The sequence below is a fragment of the Novosphingobium sp. BL-S-21 genome (assembly GCF_055521655.1).
The window spans coordinates 1,514,331-1,531,398 of sequence record NZ_CM145495.1; the positions used below are offsets into that span (position 1 = coordinate 1,514,331).

Here is a 17,068-nt window from a genome sequence, read left to right on the forward strand (position 1 = left end):
CGGCGTTTTCTAGCGTTCGCGCATCGCTTCGGCTGCCTTGTTGATGGGCTTCATGAGGTATTGCAGGATCGTCTTCCGCCCGGTCCTGATCTCCACGGTCGACACCATGCCAGGCATGATCGCATATTCATGGCCGTTCTTGGCGCGCAAGGTCGAACGCTGGGTCCGCACATAGACACGGTAATAGACCTGATCGCGATGGACCTCGTCTTGAAGCGTATCGGGGGAGATGCGATCGACCGTCCCGGCCAGGGTGCCGTAGATCGAGGGATCGTATGCGGTGATTTTCACCGTCGCAGGCTGCCCCGGACGGATGAAGGCGATGTCCCGCGGCTGCACGCGGGATTCGATCAGGAGCTGGTCCTCCAGCGGCACGATTTCCATCAGCGAACCGCCCGGCTGGATCACGCCGCCGATGGTGGTCACTTCCAGGTTCTTCACGATGCCGCGAACGGGTGAATAGAGGATCGTGCGGTCCAGCTGGTCGCGGCGACCGCCGATGACCTGGGTGACCTGGTCCAGTTCCGCCCGCGCTTTTGCATAGTCCGCGCTGGCATCGATGACGTACTGGTTACGCATTGAATCGAGCTTGGCCTGTATCTCGTTCTCCTGCCGGCGAAGCTGAATGATCTCCACCTGGTTCGCAGCGCCCAGATCGACGAGCGGCTCGGTCATGGCCAATTGGCGGCGGGTCAGGGCCAGAGACTGCCGCATGCTGGCCGTCGCGACATCAAGGTTCTGGCGCCGTGATCGCATCAGCTCCAGCTCACGCGCCATGAGACCGGGGGTATCCTTGACCGACGCGGGAAAGTTGGGACTGCCCCCGCTGATTTCAGCCTCCAGCCGCGCGGCGGTCGCCTCCAGCGCCCGCGCTTTCGCCTCCGCCTCGCCCAGCATCGAACTGAAGCGCGCGCGGTCGAGCGTGGCGAGCTTTTCATGGGGGCGGACGATATCGCCTTCATGCACGAAGATGCCGTTGACGATCCCGCCCTCAAGGCTCTGGATCACCTGCGAGCGCGACGGCGGCGTGACTTTGCCGGAACCGACCGTCACTTCGTCCAGCACACCGAAATAGCTCCAGACCAGGAAGGCCAGGATGCCCACCGAGAGGATCGGGATGATCCGCAGCCGCCCCACGGTTCGCAGCCAGCGGCTGTCTTCCTCTCCGCGCAGGCCCTCGAGCAAGCCGCCGCCGGCAATCGCGCTTGTGGGGTTACCGGCCGTCATACCTGCTTCTCCCTGATCCCGGCCGGTCCGGCCAGGGCGCCGAGCACTTTCTCCTTCGGCCCATCCAGCGCGATGCGGCCGGAGTCTATGACGACGATACGATCCACCAGTTCGAGCAGACCCGGCCGATTGGTTGTGACCACGAGCGTGCGGCCGCGCAGCCATTGCCCAAGGTTGGCGACGAGCGCCCGCTCGCTGATGTCGTCGAGCGGGGCGGAAGGCTCGTCGAGCAGGAGGATGTTGCTGTTGCGCAGCAGGGCGCGCGTCAGGAGCAGCGTCTGCCGTTGCCCGCCGGACAGCCCGGCGCCGCCTTCCTGTAGCAACAGGTCGAGACCTTGCGGCTGGTTCTGCACGAGCGGCAGCCCCCCGGTTACGGCCAGAGCGTGGAGGATCTGCTCGTCGTTCACGCCCGGCGCGCCGATCAGCAGGTTTTCGCGGATGGTGCCCAGGAAGAGCTGCGCGCCCTGCCCCAGATAGGCCGTGTCGCGGCGGACATCGACGGGGTTGATAAGCGTCAGGTTCGTCCCGTCCAGGAGCACTTCGCCGCTGGTCGGCCAGGCAAGGCCCGACAGCAAGCGCAGCAGTGTGGACTTGCCCGCGCCGATCCGGCCGAGGAATGCCACGCGCTCCCCGGCGCGGATCGACAGACGCTCCACTTTCAGTGCAAGCGGTCCATCGGGATCGTAGGCGTATGTCAAATCCTTGATTTCATAGTAGCCGTTGAGCGTCGCCCGGCGCAGCAGGCCGCGCTCGGGATCGTGATCCACCGGCTTGTCGAACAGATCCTCCAACCCGGTCATCGCCACTTTGGCATTCTGCCAGCGGGTGAATATCTGCCCGAACGGCACGAACAGGACCAGTGCGCGGCTGGTGAGGATCGAACAGGCGATCAGCGCGCCCATCGTCATGTCGCCTTCCATGACCTTGAAAGCACCCGCCACGACCACGGCCGTATAGGCGAGTTGCTGAAGCGTCTGCGTCCAGTTGACGAACAGCGCGGAAAGGAAGCGCTGTTCGGCGCCGACACGGGTACCGGCAAGGGTCAGGCGTTCCCAAAGCGACTGGAAACGGGCTTCGGCCTGTGCCGACTTGATCTCGTCGATCCGTTCGATCGATTCGACCAGGATCGCGTTGCGCAGCGCCCCTTCCCGCATGCCTTCGGTGGCGAGGCGAGCCAGCGGGCGCTGAAGCAGCAGTCCCGGCAGCAGGATCAGGACAGCCGCGCCGATCAGCACGAAGGTCAATTGTCCCGCCAGGAAGGCGAAGAGCACCAGGAACAGCAGGATGAACGGCAGGTCGATCATCGCCGAAACGGTGGTGGACGTCAGCATTTCGCGTATCTGCTCGACATCGCGCAACTGGGCGATCAGCGCGCCGGTCGAGCGCGGACGGGCATCGTTGCGGATGTCCAGCGCGCGGGCGAAAATGCGCGAGGAAATCGCGATGTCGGCGCGCCGGCCGATGCGGTCCACCAGTTGGACGCGCGCCGTGCGCAGCAACAGTTCCAGGAACAGCGCCAGCCCGGTCCCCAGCGCCAGCACCCATAGCGTGGGGACGGACTGGGCCGGGATCACCCGGTCCCACACCTGCATGGCGAAGAGCGAGGTCGCGAACGTGAGGAGATTGCCGAAGACCGAGCCGAGCACCACTTCGCCATAGCCGCGCCGGTCGGCCATGATGATGTCCCACAGCCAGGACCGCGAAGGTGCCCGCAGGAATTCGTCCAGCCGGGCGTCGCGCGAACGCGTGGAGAGCGGCTCCACGAAACCGACGCGGCCGGTGGTGCGGCCGCGGAACGTGTCGAGCGACAGTTCCACGGGCGCATCGTGCCGCATTCCGGGCATGGAAACGCGCACGCCCAGCCCGTCCCGGGCGTGTAGGATCGCCGTGCTCTGGTCGTTGAGTTCGACGATGGCCGGGAGCAGCAATTGCGGCACGTCGTCAACGCGCATGTTCACGATCTGGAAGTCCAGCCCCGAGAGGCGCGCGGCGTGGACAAGGGTCTTCTCGGCGTCCAGGCCTTCGGACCAGTAGAGGCGTTTCGCCAGTTCCTGCGCGCCCACCGGCACGCCTTTCAAAGTGCCGAGGGCCGCGACGGCGGCGGTCCAGGGCGGCTGGACGATATCGGCGCTGTCAGCCATCGAAGTCTTCCTCCTCACGCAGGCGGGCAGGCAGGCCGAGCGAAGGCCGCAAGGTGCCGCTGACGTTTTCGAAACGGACGCGCGCTTCCATGATGTCGTATTGCGCAGCGATGCGCGAACTGGCTGCGCGGTAGATCTCAAGCTGGGTGTTCAGCAATTCCGTAAGGGTGCGCTTGCCCAGCTTGTATTCCTCGAAGAAGATGCGGCTGGCGGTGACAGCCTGCTCTTCCTGGCGGGAATATGCCGAGATGCGGGCCTGCCCGGCGCGAATTTGCTGGCGGGCCGAAAGCGCCTTGCCCCGCGCTTCCAGCACTGCGGAATCACGCGCCGCCTCGGCCCCGCGCCGATCTTCCTCTGCGGCCTCGATCAGGTAGTGGTTGCTGCGGCGATAGAGGTCTCCAGTAACGGTCACCATCCCCGCGAAGGAATTGTCGCGCGTATTGTAGGTGTAGTTGTTGCGCGTGTAGCCGAGTTGGAGGCCCAGCCGGGGGTAGCGTTCGGCCTTGGCCTGGCCGATCTTCGAGGCGGCGGCATGTTCTGCCTGTTCCGTGGCCACCACCGCGGGCAGCTTGTCATAGTCCGGCTCGTCGTCGCCCGTCTCGAAGCGGGATATCTGTGCGGTCGGGTCCTCATAGCTCTGCGGAAGATCGCCGATGAGATTGAGCAGGCCGGACTGCGCAACGGCGAGCGAGGTTTCCGCCTGGATCGCCTCTCCCCGGGCGCTTTCCACCCGGACATCGGCGAGCATGAGGTCCGACTTGTCGGACACGCCGGCGTTGACCCGCAGGCCGATCAGGTGGCGCAGCCGTTCCAGCTCTTCCACTTGCTTGCGGGCCTCTACCGAAAGCAGTTCGAAGCGCTTGACCTCCAGGAAAGCCATGGCGCCCTGCTCCGCCAGTTGGTCCGCGACGGATTCCAATTCATATCGGCGCTGACGCATGGTTGAACGGGCGGCGCCGATCTCTCCCTTGGAGCGGCCGAAATCCCAGACCTGCTGCTGCAGATAGACGCTCGGCCCGGCCATGTTTTCGTTGAAACCGGACGTGTTGCGGCCGGAAAGCATGTTCGGTCCGAGATTGGCCTGATAGGAAACCTGTGGCGTCCAGGCAGACTTGGCCGCGCCGAGATCGGCCCGCCCCCGCGCCAGGGCAGCGTTGGCGCGCGAAATCTCCGGGTGGCGCATCAAGGTGAGCACCACGGCATCGGAGAGATCGAGCCGGCCCGGCACTAACGGAGCATCGGACTGCTCTTCGCCCGGCTGCCCGGAAGCTGCCTGACCGGAGCCGGGAGGCAGGCCTTGCGGCGGCGGTGGAACAGCCTGCGCCCAGCCAGCCCGGCCATCTTGCGGTACGGCAGCGCCGCTCGCCGCAGAGACGGCGTTCGGCGCAGCACCGACACCGGGCGCCGCGGATTGCGGCGCCACGGTGCCTGAGGTCGCGGTGCCCGGCGGGAGAACTTCCTGCCTACCGATCGGCGGCAGTTCGCCCGAGGCGATTACGGCATGCGTATTATCCTGTTCCTGTGCGTGACATCGACTACCCACGATCCCCAGGACGGCGATTCCCACCGTTCCGGCGACCCTCCACTCCGTAAACGCCATGCTCCCCTTTCATGAACTGAGTTCGCTGGCCCAGCTTCCTGTCAGATGACGACCATCACCGGATGGTCGACGAAGATGTCGGTCGTACCCAGAGAGTAATGGTTGTAGGCCTCTCCATTGATGAGCGTCTGTCCCTGGAACACCGCGCCGGTCATCGTCACGCTGTCGTTCCCATCGCCGTTGATGGTGAGTTGATGACTGCTTTCGGTGGCACGAATGACTCCCGCTTCCGTTAGGTTTATCCGCCGCCCCGCATCGCCGATCCCGAGATTGATCACCTCGATATTCCGGATGTTGGTGGCCGTTCCCAAGTCCAGCACTTGTCCGGTGCCGCTGTCGATCAGAAGTGTATCCGTTCCGGTTCCACCGTCGATCAATGTGTCCGCGGAGTCGTAGACCAGGGTGTCGTTGCCGGCGCCGCCGTTGAGGGTATCGGCGCCGGGACCGCCGCGCAGGAAGTCATTGCCGTTGCCGCCGTTCAGCACGTCGACGCCGGCGTGGCCGTAGAGACGGTCGTTCCCTGCGGTGCCGTTCAGGAGGTTGTTACCACCGTCGCCCTCGATGAAGTTCGGCGAACCGCTGGCGTTCAGCAGACTGAGATCGAGCAGCGTCCCCGTGGACGAAGAGGCCGAAAGGTTGGTGGTGTCGGTGGCGGTAATGCTGACCGAATTGAGAAGGTCCACGCCCAGGGTCGAGACGTTCTGTTGGAAGTGCACGGTGTTGAGCAGTTCGTTGACGGCCAGGTTGTCGATCGCGCCGCCGCTGAGCGAGGTGATCGTCAGGGTGGAGGTCGGCGCGAGGATGCCGAGCAGGCCTGCCGTATTGGTGACGGCGATCTGCAGGCCCAGTTCCGCTGCCAGCGCACTGGAGCCGGTCAGCGTGTAGGCGCCGAGACTGAGCGCCAGGAGCGGCGCGTAACGGACCTGGACGCTCTTCAGGTTGTTGTTCGGGTCGACCGCCATCAGCGACTGGGTGCTGAGGTCGATGAGGTTCAGCGCCTCGACCCCCACGAGGCCGAGCAGCGATGTGCCGGTGGCCTGGACGATCGGTGCCTGAGCCGGAATGGCGGCGATGCTGAGGTTCTGTGAGGCACTGTTGCCGACATTGCCCGCCGCGTCGACCACGCGGGCGATGATGCTGTGCGATCCGGTCGCCAAGGTTCCCGCGCCGTAGAACCAGGTCGATCCGGAGGAACTGGCGTTGATCCAGGTGCCGCCGTCGATCTGGACCTGCACTTGCTCACCCGCCCCCAATGCGGCGCTGAGCGTGCCGCCGATGGTAGGGGTTGTGTCCTGCGTGCTCCAGTCGCCCTGGGTGCCGGTGTCGGTTGTCAGCGTCGTAATCGCGATGGTCTGGACCGGCGCGGCGGTGTCCACCGTCATGCCATAGGTATTGGACGCCGCGCTGGCATTGCCGGCGGGATCGACGGCCACGGCGGTGAAGCTGTGGGCGCCGTTGGCGATCGTGCCGGTCGGCGTGAAGCTCCAGGCTCCCAAACCGTTCGACGTGGTGCTGCCGATCAGGACATTGTTGTCGTAGACCAGGACCACGGTATTGATCGCGGCCGTGCCGTTCAGCTGCGGCGAGGCATCGTTGGAGATGCCGCCGCTAGGGACCGTGCCCGTGACCGGAGCGACATCGTCGACGATGCTGGTGATCATCGGCGAGGGCGGCGCGGTCAGGTCTACGGTGATGCCGAAGGCCGCCGAAGCGGTGCCGGGGTTGCCGGCGGCATCGGTGGCGAAGGCGGTGAAGGCATAGTTGCCCTCGCCAAGGGCGGTCGGGGGCAAGAAGCTCCAATTGCCGGTGGCATCGACTTGGGTGGTGCCGATCGCGGTGCCGTTGGCCAGGATCGTCAGTACTGAGCCCGCCTCGGCCGTGCCGCGCAGGAGCGGGATGGTGTCATTGGTAACACCGCCATTGGCGACGGCGCCCTGCACCGAGCCCACGTCGTCAGTGACGCTGGCGATGACCGGGGCGGCCGGGCCGGCCGTGTCCACCCTTACGGTATAGGCTGCGGACGCGGCGCCCTGGTTGCCGGTGGCATCGGTGGCGCGGACCGTGAAGCTGTGGTTTCCGTCCCCCAGGGTCGTGGTGGGTGCGAAGGTCCAGACCCCGTTGGTGTCTGCGGTTGTCGTGCCGATCTGGAGGCCGTTGTCGAACACCGCGATGCTGGTATTGGCCTCGGCCGTGCCCGAGAGCGTCGGCGTCGTATCGTTCGTGGCGCCGCCGCTGGCCACGATGCCAAGCTGCGGCGCGGTGTCGTCATTTGCCGAGACGATCACCGGCGCCACGGGCGGCGTGGTGTCCACGGTGAAGGCGTAAGCCGCGGACGTTCCGCTTACGTTGCCCGCAGCGTCGCGCGCGGAGGCCGTGAAGCTGTGCGGGCCCTCCGACAGCGGCGAGAGCGGTGTGAAGGACCAGTCCCCCAATCCGTTCGCAACAACGGTCCCCAGCAGGACGCCGTTGTTGAAGATCGAGACGGTCGCGTTCCCTTCGGCGGTACCGGTGATCTGCGGGAGAGCGTCGTCGGTCAGGCCACCATTGGCGATCGGTCCGGACACGCCGACATCGTCCGTCGCGCCGGTGATGGCGGGGGCCGCCGGGGCGGCGGTATCCACGGTCAGGTTGAAGGCCGCCGTGGGCCCGCTCTGGTTGCCGACGGCATCGGTGGCGGTCACCGTCAGGATATGACCGCCGGGATCGAGCGGCGTGGTGGGCGTGAACGTCCATGCGCCGGACCCATTGGCCGTGGTAGTGCCCAAGAGCACGCCGCGGTCCAGGATCGAGACGGTGGAGTTCGCCTCTGCAGTGCCGGTCAGGGTCGGTCGGGTATCGTCGGTCTGCGCGCCCGATACCAGAGCGGTCTGGATCGTGCCCACATCGTCAGTGACGGACGTGACTGCGGGCGGGTTCGGTGCAGCGGTATCGACGTTGACGGTGAAGGCGCTGGAGTTGGCGCTTGCCGTGCCGGCCGCATTGGTGGCGACGGCCGTGAGAACGTGCGCGCCGTCCTGCAACAGGCTGGTCTCGATCGACCAGGCCCCGTTGATGTCGCTGGTGGTCGTGCCTACGGCCACTGCGCCTTCGTAGAGCGTGATCGTCAGGTTCGCGCCGGCGCTGCCGGTGATCGTGGGCTGGCTGTCATTCGTGGCCCCGCCATTGCCGATGGGTCCGACTATGGTGCCGACATTGTCGGCGCCGCCGGTAATGACCGGGGCGGCGGGCGTGGAGGTGACGATGGTCAGCGTGTAAGGCGCGGAAGCGCCGCTGACGTTGCCGAACGTATCCGCGGCCGTGACGGTGAAGCTGTGCGGCCCTTCTCCCAGGGCGGTCGGGGGAGTGAAGGTCCAGGCGCCGCCCGTCGCTACCGCGGTGCCGAGCAGCGTCGCACCGTCGTAGACCGAGACGATGGCGTTCGCTTCTGCGATGCCCGAGAGCGTTGGCGTGGTGTCGTCCGTGCCGCCTCCGGTAGCGACGGGGCCCAGGACACCGCCGGCATTATCGTCTGCGCCGGTGATGGCGGGCACGGTGGGCGGCGTCGAATCGATGGACGCCGTGGTGCTGCCGGAGAGATTGCCCGCCACGTCCCGCGCAGCCACGGTCACCGCGGCGGAATCGGGAATGGGTGTGCCCGGCGTGAAGGTCCAGTGTCCCGTCGCGTCCGCCTGAACGGTGGTCGATCCGCCCGGGTAGGTGATGATAACGCTGGCGTTGGCTTCCGTCGTGCCGGTAAACACCGTGCCGTTGCCCGGATCGACCACAGGCGCCGGCGGTGGGGTGAGGTCGAGCGTGAAGGCGATGGCGTTACCGCTGATGCTCTCCACGCCATTGGCGGTCGCTGTGGCGGAAATGCTGTGAGGACCTGCGCCCAGAGGGGGGGTCGGCGAAAAGCTCCATGCGCCGTCCCCATCGCTATTGGTCGTGCCAAGTAAGGTCGTGCCGTCGTAGACGGAGATGAGCACGTTGGCACCGGCGGTGCCGGAGATCAGCGGCGAGATATCGTCGGTGACGCCGCCGTTAGTGATGGCCCCCACGACGAAGCCCGCATCATCGCTGATAGTGGAAAGGACAGGCGTGGCAGGCGGGGTCATGTCGACGCCCTGGTCGACCGTGCCGGTCCCAGGACCGGAATTGTTGCCTGCTGCATCCCTCGCGGTGGCGGTGAGAGTGGTTCCGTTGGCTGCCTGTATCGGCAGGGTCAGGCTCCATTGGCCGACGCTATTGGCTGTAGTTTCGTAAGTACCGCCGCCGGAGACTGCGAGCGTAATCGTGGCGCCGATTTCGCTCGTGCCCATGACGGTGGTGCCGTCGCTGCCGGTGATGACAGGCGCACCGGGCGCAAGAGTATCGACGACGATCGCGAAGTCGCCCGAAGGCCCGCTTTGATTGCCCGCAGCATTGGCGGCCGAGACGGCGATCGTATGCGGCCCGTCATCGAGGCTGGGCGCGTTGAACGACCAGTCGCCGGTCCCGGTTGCGGTCATCGTGGCGACGCCGGTTCCATCGATGATCAAGGTGACGATGGCGCCCGGATCGGCTTTGCCGGATATGACGGGCGTCGGGTCGTTGGTGGCGCCGCCGCCCAGGATGGCGCCAGGTGTCGGGCCATCGTCGGCAACCTGGACGATCGTCGGTACAGCCGGGTTTCCGGTCAGAACCGTGAAGACCAGGGCCGGACTTTCCGTGCCTGCATTTCCGGCAAGGTCGGTGGCGATATACGTGATGCTGTGAGGGCCGTTGCCGAGCGCGACACCCGGCGTGAGGCTCCAATTGCCGTTGATGTCGGCTTGGACGGTGCCGATCGGCTGTCCGGCGTCGAAGACCTGAACCGTCGCGTAGGCTTCGGTGGTTCCGGAGAACAGGGGAAGCGTATCATCGGTCGTCGAATTGGGCGCGATCGCGCCCATGACGAGGCCCTGATCGTCCTGCGCAGCGATGGCGACAGTTGCGGCAGGCCCGGTCAGGTCGACGAATACCGTCGTGGCCGACGAACCGTTGCCCGCCGCGTCGATCGCGGTCACCGCGATCTGCGTGTTTTCGGCATTGCTGCCGGGAATGGCGTAAGTCCAGTTGCCGGATGCGTCGACATTCGCCGTCGCGGCCGTCCCGCCGCCGATGACGATGCTCACCGTCGTGTTCGGCTCGGCCGTGCCGCTGAGCGTTCCCGTGCCATTCGTGGGATTGACCAGGGGTGCCGCAGGGGGTGTGGCGTCCACGGTGAAGACGAAGGGCGCTGACTGCACGCTGCTGCTTCCGGCCGCGTTGGCGGCGCTGACGGTGATGCTCTGCGGACCGTCTCCGCCCGTCACGAGCACGTATTGCCAATCGCCAGTCGGCGAGGCCGTCGTGGTATCGATCGCAACGCCATTGGCGTAGATCGTGACCACTGCGTTGCCGTCCGCCCTGCCGATGAGGGTGGGCGCGGTATCGTTGGTAAGGCCGCCGCTCAGCACCGGCGTCGTGATGCCCGGCACATCGTCGTTGGCCTGGGTGATCGTCGGCACCGCTGGAACGGTGGTATCGATATTGATCTGATAGCCGGCTGAAAAGCTGCTGGAGTTGCCAGCGGCATTGGTGGCGATGGCCGTGAAGGTATGCTGGCCGCCGCCCAGCGTTCCAGCGGGGGTGAAGGACCAGTCGCCGCTGCCGTTCGCCACGGTGGTGCCCAACAGGCCCGCCACACTGTCATAGACGGCGACGGTCGCATTGCCGCCCGCGGTTCCGACGATCGTCGGCAGCGCATCGTCGGTCGTGGCGCCCGGCGCCACCGTGCCGACGATCGTACCGACATCGTCCCGCACCGAAGTGATGACCGGCAGGACGACCGGGCTGACGTCCACGGTCACCGCATAGGCAGCCGAGGCCGGGCCGACATTGCCCAGCGGATCGGTAGCCGTGGCCGTGAAGGAATGCGGCGCCGAACTGAGCGGCGTCGTCAGCTGCAAGGACCAGGTGCCGGTGGCGCCGACCACGACAGTGCCGACCGGCGCGCCGAAATCGAACAGGTTGATCGTCGAGCCCGGCTCACCGGTGCCCGTCAGTTCGGGCAAAGTGTCGTCGGTGGTGCCGCCATTGGCGACATTGCCGGCCTGCGCGCCGACGTTGTCCAGGATCTGGGTAATGCTCGGTGCCTGCGGCGGCGTGCGGTCGATCACCACGCTGTCCGTGCCCGAGGCATTGCCCGCCGCGTCGACCGCCGTGACGATCACCGTCGTTCCGTTGTCCAGCCGGGTCGCAGGGATATAGCTCCAGACCCCGCTGCCGTCGGCAAAGGTGGTGGCGTCGATCGTGCCGTCACCGTCGAGGTCCAGCAGGATCGTGGCGTCCGCTTCCGCCGTGCCGTTCAGGATCGCGCCCGCGCTGGGATCGATTTCGGGGGCGAGCGGCGCGCTGGTGTCCACTTCCAGCGTGAAGCCGCCGGACGCCAGGCTGGTATTGCCGACGGCATCGGTGGCCGTGGCGGTGAAGACATGCGGGCCTTCGGACAGCGCCGAAGTCGGCGTGAAAGTCCAGCCGCCAAGCCCGTCCAGAGTCGCCAGACCCAGGGGCGTGCCATTGTCGTAGACCGTTACGGTGCTGCCGATCGGCGCCGTGCCGCTCAGCACCGGCAACACGTCGTCGGTCACGTCGCCGCTCACCAGCGCGGCCGTGTAGCGTCCGACATCGTCGGCAGCGGATGTGATAGAGGGTGCGCCGGGAAGCGCAGTCGAGACCGTCAGCACGAAGTCCGGAGAGACGGCGCTGGGCACGCCGGCCTCATTGGTGACACTCGCGGTATAAATATATGTGCCCGGCGCAAGGGTGGCAGGCGTGAAGTTCCAGACGCCGAAGGCATCGGCCGTCACCGTGGTGACGAGAATGCCCCCCTCGAAGATGTCGACCTGGGCATTCGCATCGGCGGTTCCGGACAGGACCGGCAGGGTATCGTCGGTTGCCGCGCCGCTCGCCAACGCGCCCTGCACGGACCCTACGTTATCGAAGGCGGATGTGATCGCGGGTGTGGTGGGAACCACACTGTCCACGGTCAGCGTGAAGGGCGCCGAGGGCGTGCCGGCATTGCCCGCAAGGTCCGTGGCGATGACGACGATGCTGTTGCTCCCCTCCGGCAGCGCCGCGCCGGGGATGAAGTTCCAGATGCCCGTCGTGCCGTCTGCCTGGGCCGTGCCCAGCAGCGTCCCGTTGCTGAAAATCGAAACCGTGGAGCCGGACTCCGCCGTTCCGGTAAACGCCGGCCGGGTATCGTCAGTGACGCTGCCCGATACCAGCGGATCGGTGATCGCCCCCACGCCGTCCGCCACCGATGTGATGACGGGCGCGTCCGGGCCCTGGTTGTCGACCACGACGGTGAAAGTCGCCGGCAGGCTCTCGTTGCCCACCGCATCCGTCGCCGTGATGGTGAGCGCGTGGCTCCCCTGCCCCAGCGGCACCAGCGGCGTCACCGACCAGGCACCGGAAGGACCGGCCTGCGCCGTGCCGATCACGGTCGTGCCTTCGTAGAGCGTGATGATGGCATTGCCCTCGGCCGTGCCGCTGAAGGTGGGCTGGGCGTCGTCGGTCGAGGCACCATTCACAAGCGGATCGGTGTAGATTCCGACATCGTCGGCCACCGCGACGATCGTCGGCGCCAGCGGAGCGGTGGCGTCGACCGTTCCGATCGCCGGGCCGGAAGTGTTGCCGGCCGCATCCGTAGCGGTGGCGGAAATCGTGCCGCTGATCAGCGGCGCGAGCGGCGTATAGCTCCAGACGCCCGCGCCGTCAGCCTGGACCGAGGTGTCGGCGGTGCCATCGTTGTTGAGGTCCAGATTGATGGTGGCGTTGGCCTCGGCCGTGCCGGTGATGGCCTGCCCGTCCGAAGGATTGATGACCGGGGCGGCGGGGGCCGCGGTATCGACCGTCAGCGCGAAGGCAGGCGATGGCTGGCTCTCGTTGCCATTGGTGTCGGTTGTCGTCACCGTCAGGCTATGGGCGCCTTCGCCAAGCGGCGCGGTCGGTTCGAACTGCCAGTCCCCCAGCCCGTCCGCCGTGGTCGTGCCCAGCAGGATACCGTTGTCGTAGATCGTCACGGTCACATTGGCTTCGGCCGTACCGTTGAGAGTGGGCTGGGTGTCGTTGGTGGAGCCGCCGTTCGACAGCGACCCTTGCACGGGATCGGCATTATCCGTCACCAGCGTCAGGACGGGAATGGGCGGCGGCGTGGTATCGATGCTGTCATCCACGGTGACAGTGGCAGGCGCAGTGGAATTGCCCGCGACGTCCACCGCCGTCACGCTGACGACCGTCCCGTCGGGCAGAGGCGCGGTGAAAGTGACGCTCCAGCTGCCGTCTGCCCCCGCGGTCACGGTCTGGTCGGCCGTGCCGTCGCCATTGGTGTCGACCAGCACGGTCGCGCCGATCTCGGTCGTACCCGTGAGCGTGAGGCCGTCCGTGGGGTTCACGACCAGCGACGCCGGAGGCGAAAGATCGACCACGACGCCGTAAGTCACCGAAGGGCCGCTGACATTGCCAGTGGCGTCGGTGGCGGTAACGGCAAACTCGTGCGGACCTTCGGCGAGAACGCCGGTGGTGAGCGTCCAGCTGCCGGATGGGTCGGCGATGAGCGTGCCGATCAGCGTGGCCCCGTCGTAGATCCGCACCGTGGAATCGGGCTCGGCCGTGCCGTTGATCGTCAGCGTGGCATCGTTGCTCACCGAACCGCGCGGGACGACGCCGATGACGCCTTGCACATCGTCGACCACTTCCGTGATGCCCGGCGCGACCGGCACACTGGCATCGACGATCACGGCGGCCGGCGGCGAGACATTGCCCGCGGCGTCGATAGCCGTGACGGAGATCGTCACGCCATCGGGCACAGCGCTTCCAGGCACGTAAGTCCAGTTCCCGGCTCCGTCCGCCTGGACGTAGGCATCGGGAACGCCGTCTCCGGTCATGTCGATACCCACGCCCGCGCCGATCTCGGCAGTGCCGGAGATCATCGTGCCATCGGTGGGATTGACCGTGGGCGCTACGGGAGCGTTCGTGTCGACAGTGAAGGCGAAGGGCGCGGACGCGGCACCCTGGTTGCCCAGGGCGTCCGTCGCGACGAAGGTCAGGCTATGCGGCCCCTCGCCCAACGCGACCAGCGGCGTGAACGTCCAGCTGCCGTTGGCGGCGACAGTGGCATTGCCGATCGGCGCGCCATTGTCGAACACCGCCACGGTCGAGCCGGGCTCGGTCGTGCCGCCGAAAGTGGGCGCGGGATCGTTCGTGGAGGTATCGGGCAGTAACGGCGCAATGACCGGCGCCGTATTGTCGCTGCCGCCGGACACGACAGGAGCCGCGGGCGGCGTGGTATCGATGCCCGCGTCGACCGTCGCGTTCCCGGTGCCCGAGACATTGCCCGCAGCATCGGTGGCCGTGGCGCCGACCACGGTGCCGTCGCTCAGCGGGGCCGGCAGGGTGATGCTCCAGGTGCCGTCACCGGCAGCCGTCGTGGTCGCATCCGGCGTACCGTCGCCGTTGGTGTCGAGGCCGATGGTCGCGCCCGCTTCCGCCGTCCCGGAGATCGTGGTGCCATCGGTGGGATTGAGCGCCGGAGCGGCCGGAACGATGGTGTCTACCGAGAACGCGGAAGGCGCCGAGGCCGGGCTCTGGTTGCCCGCTCCATCGGTGGCCACGAAGGTCAGGCTGTGCGGCCCCTCGCCCAGCGGCGCAGTCGGCGTGAAGCTCCAGGTGCCATCGGCGGCAACGGTTGCAGCGCCGATCGGCGTGCCGTTGTCGAGAACGGTGACGCTCGATCCCGGCTCGGTGGTACCCTGGAACGTCGGCGTGGTGTCGTTGGTGGCGCCCCCGGCGGCGACGCCGTCGGTAACGACCGGGATCGGCGGCGGCACGTTGTCCACCCCGTTCACCACCGTGGCGTTCGCCGGAGCGGAGGGATTGCCTGCCGCGTCGGTGGCCGTGGCGCTGACGACGGTGCCGTTGCCGAGCGGGGCCGGCAGCGTGATGCTCCAGGTGCCGTCTGCACCGGCCGTGGTGGTCGCGTCGGGCGTGCCATCGCCATTCGTATCGAGGCCGATCGTGGCGCCGGCCTCGGCCGTGCCGGAGATCGTGGTGCCGTCGGTCGGATTCAGCACCGGCGCAGCAGGCGCAGCCGTGTCCACGGTGAAGTCGAGCGCCGGCGTGGCGGCGCTCGGGTTGCCCGCCGGATCGGTGGCGGTGAAAGTCAGGCTATGCGCGCCCTCGCCAAGCGGGGCGGCGGGCGTAAAGGTCCAGGTGCCGTCGGGGCCGACCGTCGCCGTGCCGATGGACGTGCCATTGTCGAAGACCGTTACGGTCGATCCCACTTCCGCCGTGCCGGTGAATGTCGGCGTCGTATCATTGGTCGCGTCGCCCGGCGCGAGGCCGCTGGTGACGACCGGCGTGGCCGGCGGTGTGGTGTCCAGGCCGCTGTCCACCGTCGCGCTGGCGGCGCCCGAGGCGTTGCCCGCCGGGTCGGTGGCCGTGGCGCTGACGACGGTGCCGTTGCCGAGCGGGGCCGGCAGCGTGATGCTCCAGGTGCCGTCTGCACCGGCCGTGGTGGTCGCATCGGGCGTGCCATCGCCATTCGTATCGAGGCCGATCGTGGCGCCGGCCTCGGCCGTGCCGGAGATCGTGGTGCCGTCGGTCGGATTCAGGACCGGCGCAGCAGGTGCAGCCGTGTCCACGGTGAAGCCGAGCGCCGGCGTGGCGGCGCTGGGGTTGCCTGCCGGATCGGTGGCGGTGAAAGTCAGGCTATGCGCGCCCTCGCCAAGCGGGGCGGCGGGCGTAAAGGTCCAGGTGCCGTCGGGGCCGACCGTCGCCGTGCCGATGGACGTGCCATTGTCGAAGACCGTTACGGTCGATCCCACTTCCGCCGTGCCGGTGAATGTCGGCGTCGTATCGTTGGTCGCGCCGCCCGGTTCGAGACCGCCGGTGACGGCGGGCGCTGCGGGCGCGGCCGTGTCCACGGTGAAGCCGCGTGCCGGCGTGGCGGCGCTCTGGTTGCCGGCGGCGTCAGTAGCCGTGAAAGTCAGGCTATGGGCGCCTTCGCCAAGCGGTGTGCCTGGCGTGAAAGTCCAGGTACCGTTGGCTGCGGCGGTGGCTGTGCCGATGCGGGTGCCGTTGTCGAAGACGGTTACCGTCGAGCCGGCTTCCGCCGTGCCGCTGAAGGTGGGGGTCGTATCGTTGGTGGCACCGCCCGACTGGAGACCGCTGGAAACGACCGGCACCGCAGGCGCCGTGGTGTCGCTGGGCGGGTTACCGACATTCCCGCCGCCGCCACCGCCACCGCCGCCGCCGGCAGCCGCAGCGACACCGCCGCCTACGGCCAGCGCGCCCAGACCGATCAGGAGGCCGTTGCTGATCCCCCCGCTCGCCGCCGCGCCGGCGGCACCGGCCGTGCTGGCGGCGGCACTGTCGAGCGGGGTCAGGTTGTAGTTGACGGCCTCGGTGGAAACATCGCCCGGCGCCACGCAGGACACCTCGCTCAGGTTCACCAGCCATTGCGATCCGTTGGAGGGATCGTCGAGCGTCAATTGCCCGAGGTCTTCCGGCGAGCAGCCGAAGTAGCCCTCAAGACGAATGATCGATCCATCCGCGAACTTCAGGACGAGGTCGTCGCCCTCGCGGACCATGGATGCGACGGAATTGGGCGGGGCGTCGATCTTGACGTTGGAATCGAGGGGGATCGGGATGCGGGTTTCGCCGGCTCGGGCGACGGCATTGGTTGTTGCCTTGGTGGCGCGATTCACGATCTCGACCCGCTTGTCCATCTCGGTCCTCCCAGCATTGAAGTATCGCCTAGCGCGATACAGCCGTTCGTTGCGCGAAGATGGCCCGCGTCTGCGGACGAACCGAAGAGATCGCCTTGGTTAGTTTTATCAACTAACCAATCTCTGTTTTATTCACCGTGACCTAGGGCGCCACGGCAACAGGATTTTTACGCCCCTCCAACTCATCAATACGTCTGCGGCCCAGTCCCCATCAGGTTTTTAACTTAGGCGATGTCACCTAGTTACGGCCTGCAACGTCGATTTCCAGCCGAAGTTTCCCGAGCGAAGTAAGCGATTTGTCACAGAGACTGCGCGATTGGACACGGGAA

At 67.0% G+C, this 17,068-nt stretch carries 4 protein-coding genes; all 4 read right to left on the bottom strand.

What is annotated here, in order from left to right; translation table 11 throughout:
- Positions 1–9: 9 nt before the first annotated feature.
- Positions 10–1,227: an HlyD family type I secretion periplasmic adaptor subunit gene (locus ACZ1J6_RS06025; protein ID WP_431567852.1), complete on the bottom strand. Its 1,218-nt coding sequence runs from the start codon at positions 1,225–1,227 to the stop codon at positions 10–12.
- On the bottom strand, positions 1,224–3,368 hold the full coding sequence (locus tag ACZ1J6_RS06030; protein WP_134096135.1) for a type I secretion system permease/ATPase: 2,145 nt from the start codon (positions 3,366–3,368) through the stop codon (positions 1,224–1,226). The genes ACZ1J6_RS06025 and ACZ1J6_RS06030 overlap by 4 nt, the downstream gene beginning before the upstream one ends.
- On the bottom strand, positions 3,361–4,791 hold the full coding sequence (locus ACZ1J6_RS06035) for a TolC family protein (RefSeq protein ID WP_465127083.1): 1,431 nt from the start codon (positions 4,789–4,791) through the stop codon (positions 3,361–3,363). Before ACZ1J6_RS06035 ends, ACZ1J6_RS06030 begins: the two co-directional genes overlap by 8 nt.
- 218 nt (positions 4,792–5,009) lie before the next feature.
- Entirely contained in the window at positions 5,010–16,739 is an 11,730-nt protein-coding gene (locus ACZ1J6_RS06040) for an Ig-like domain-containing protein (RefSeq protein ID WP_465127084.1), read from the bottom strand.
- Positions 16,740–17,068 lie beyond the last annotated feature (329 nt).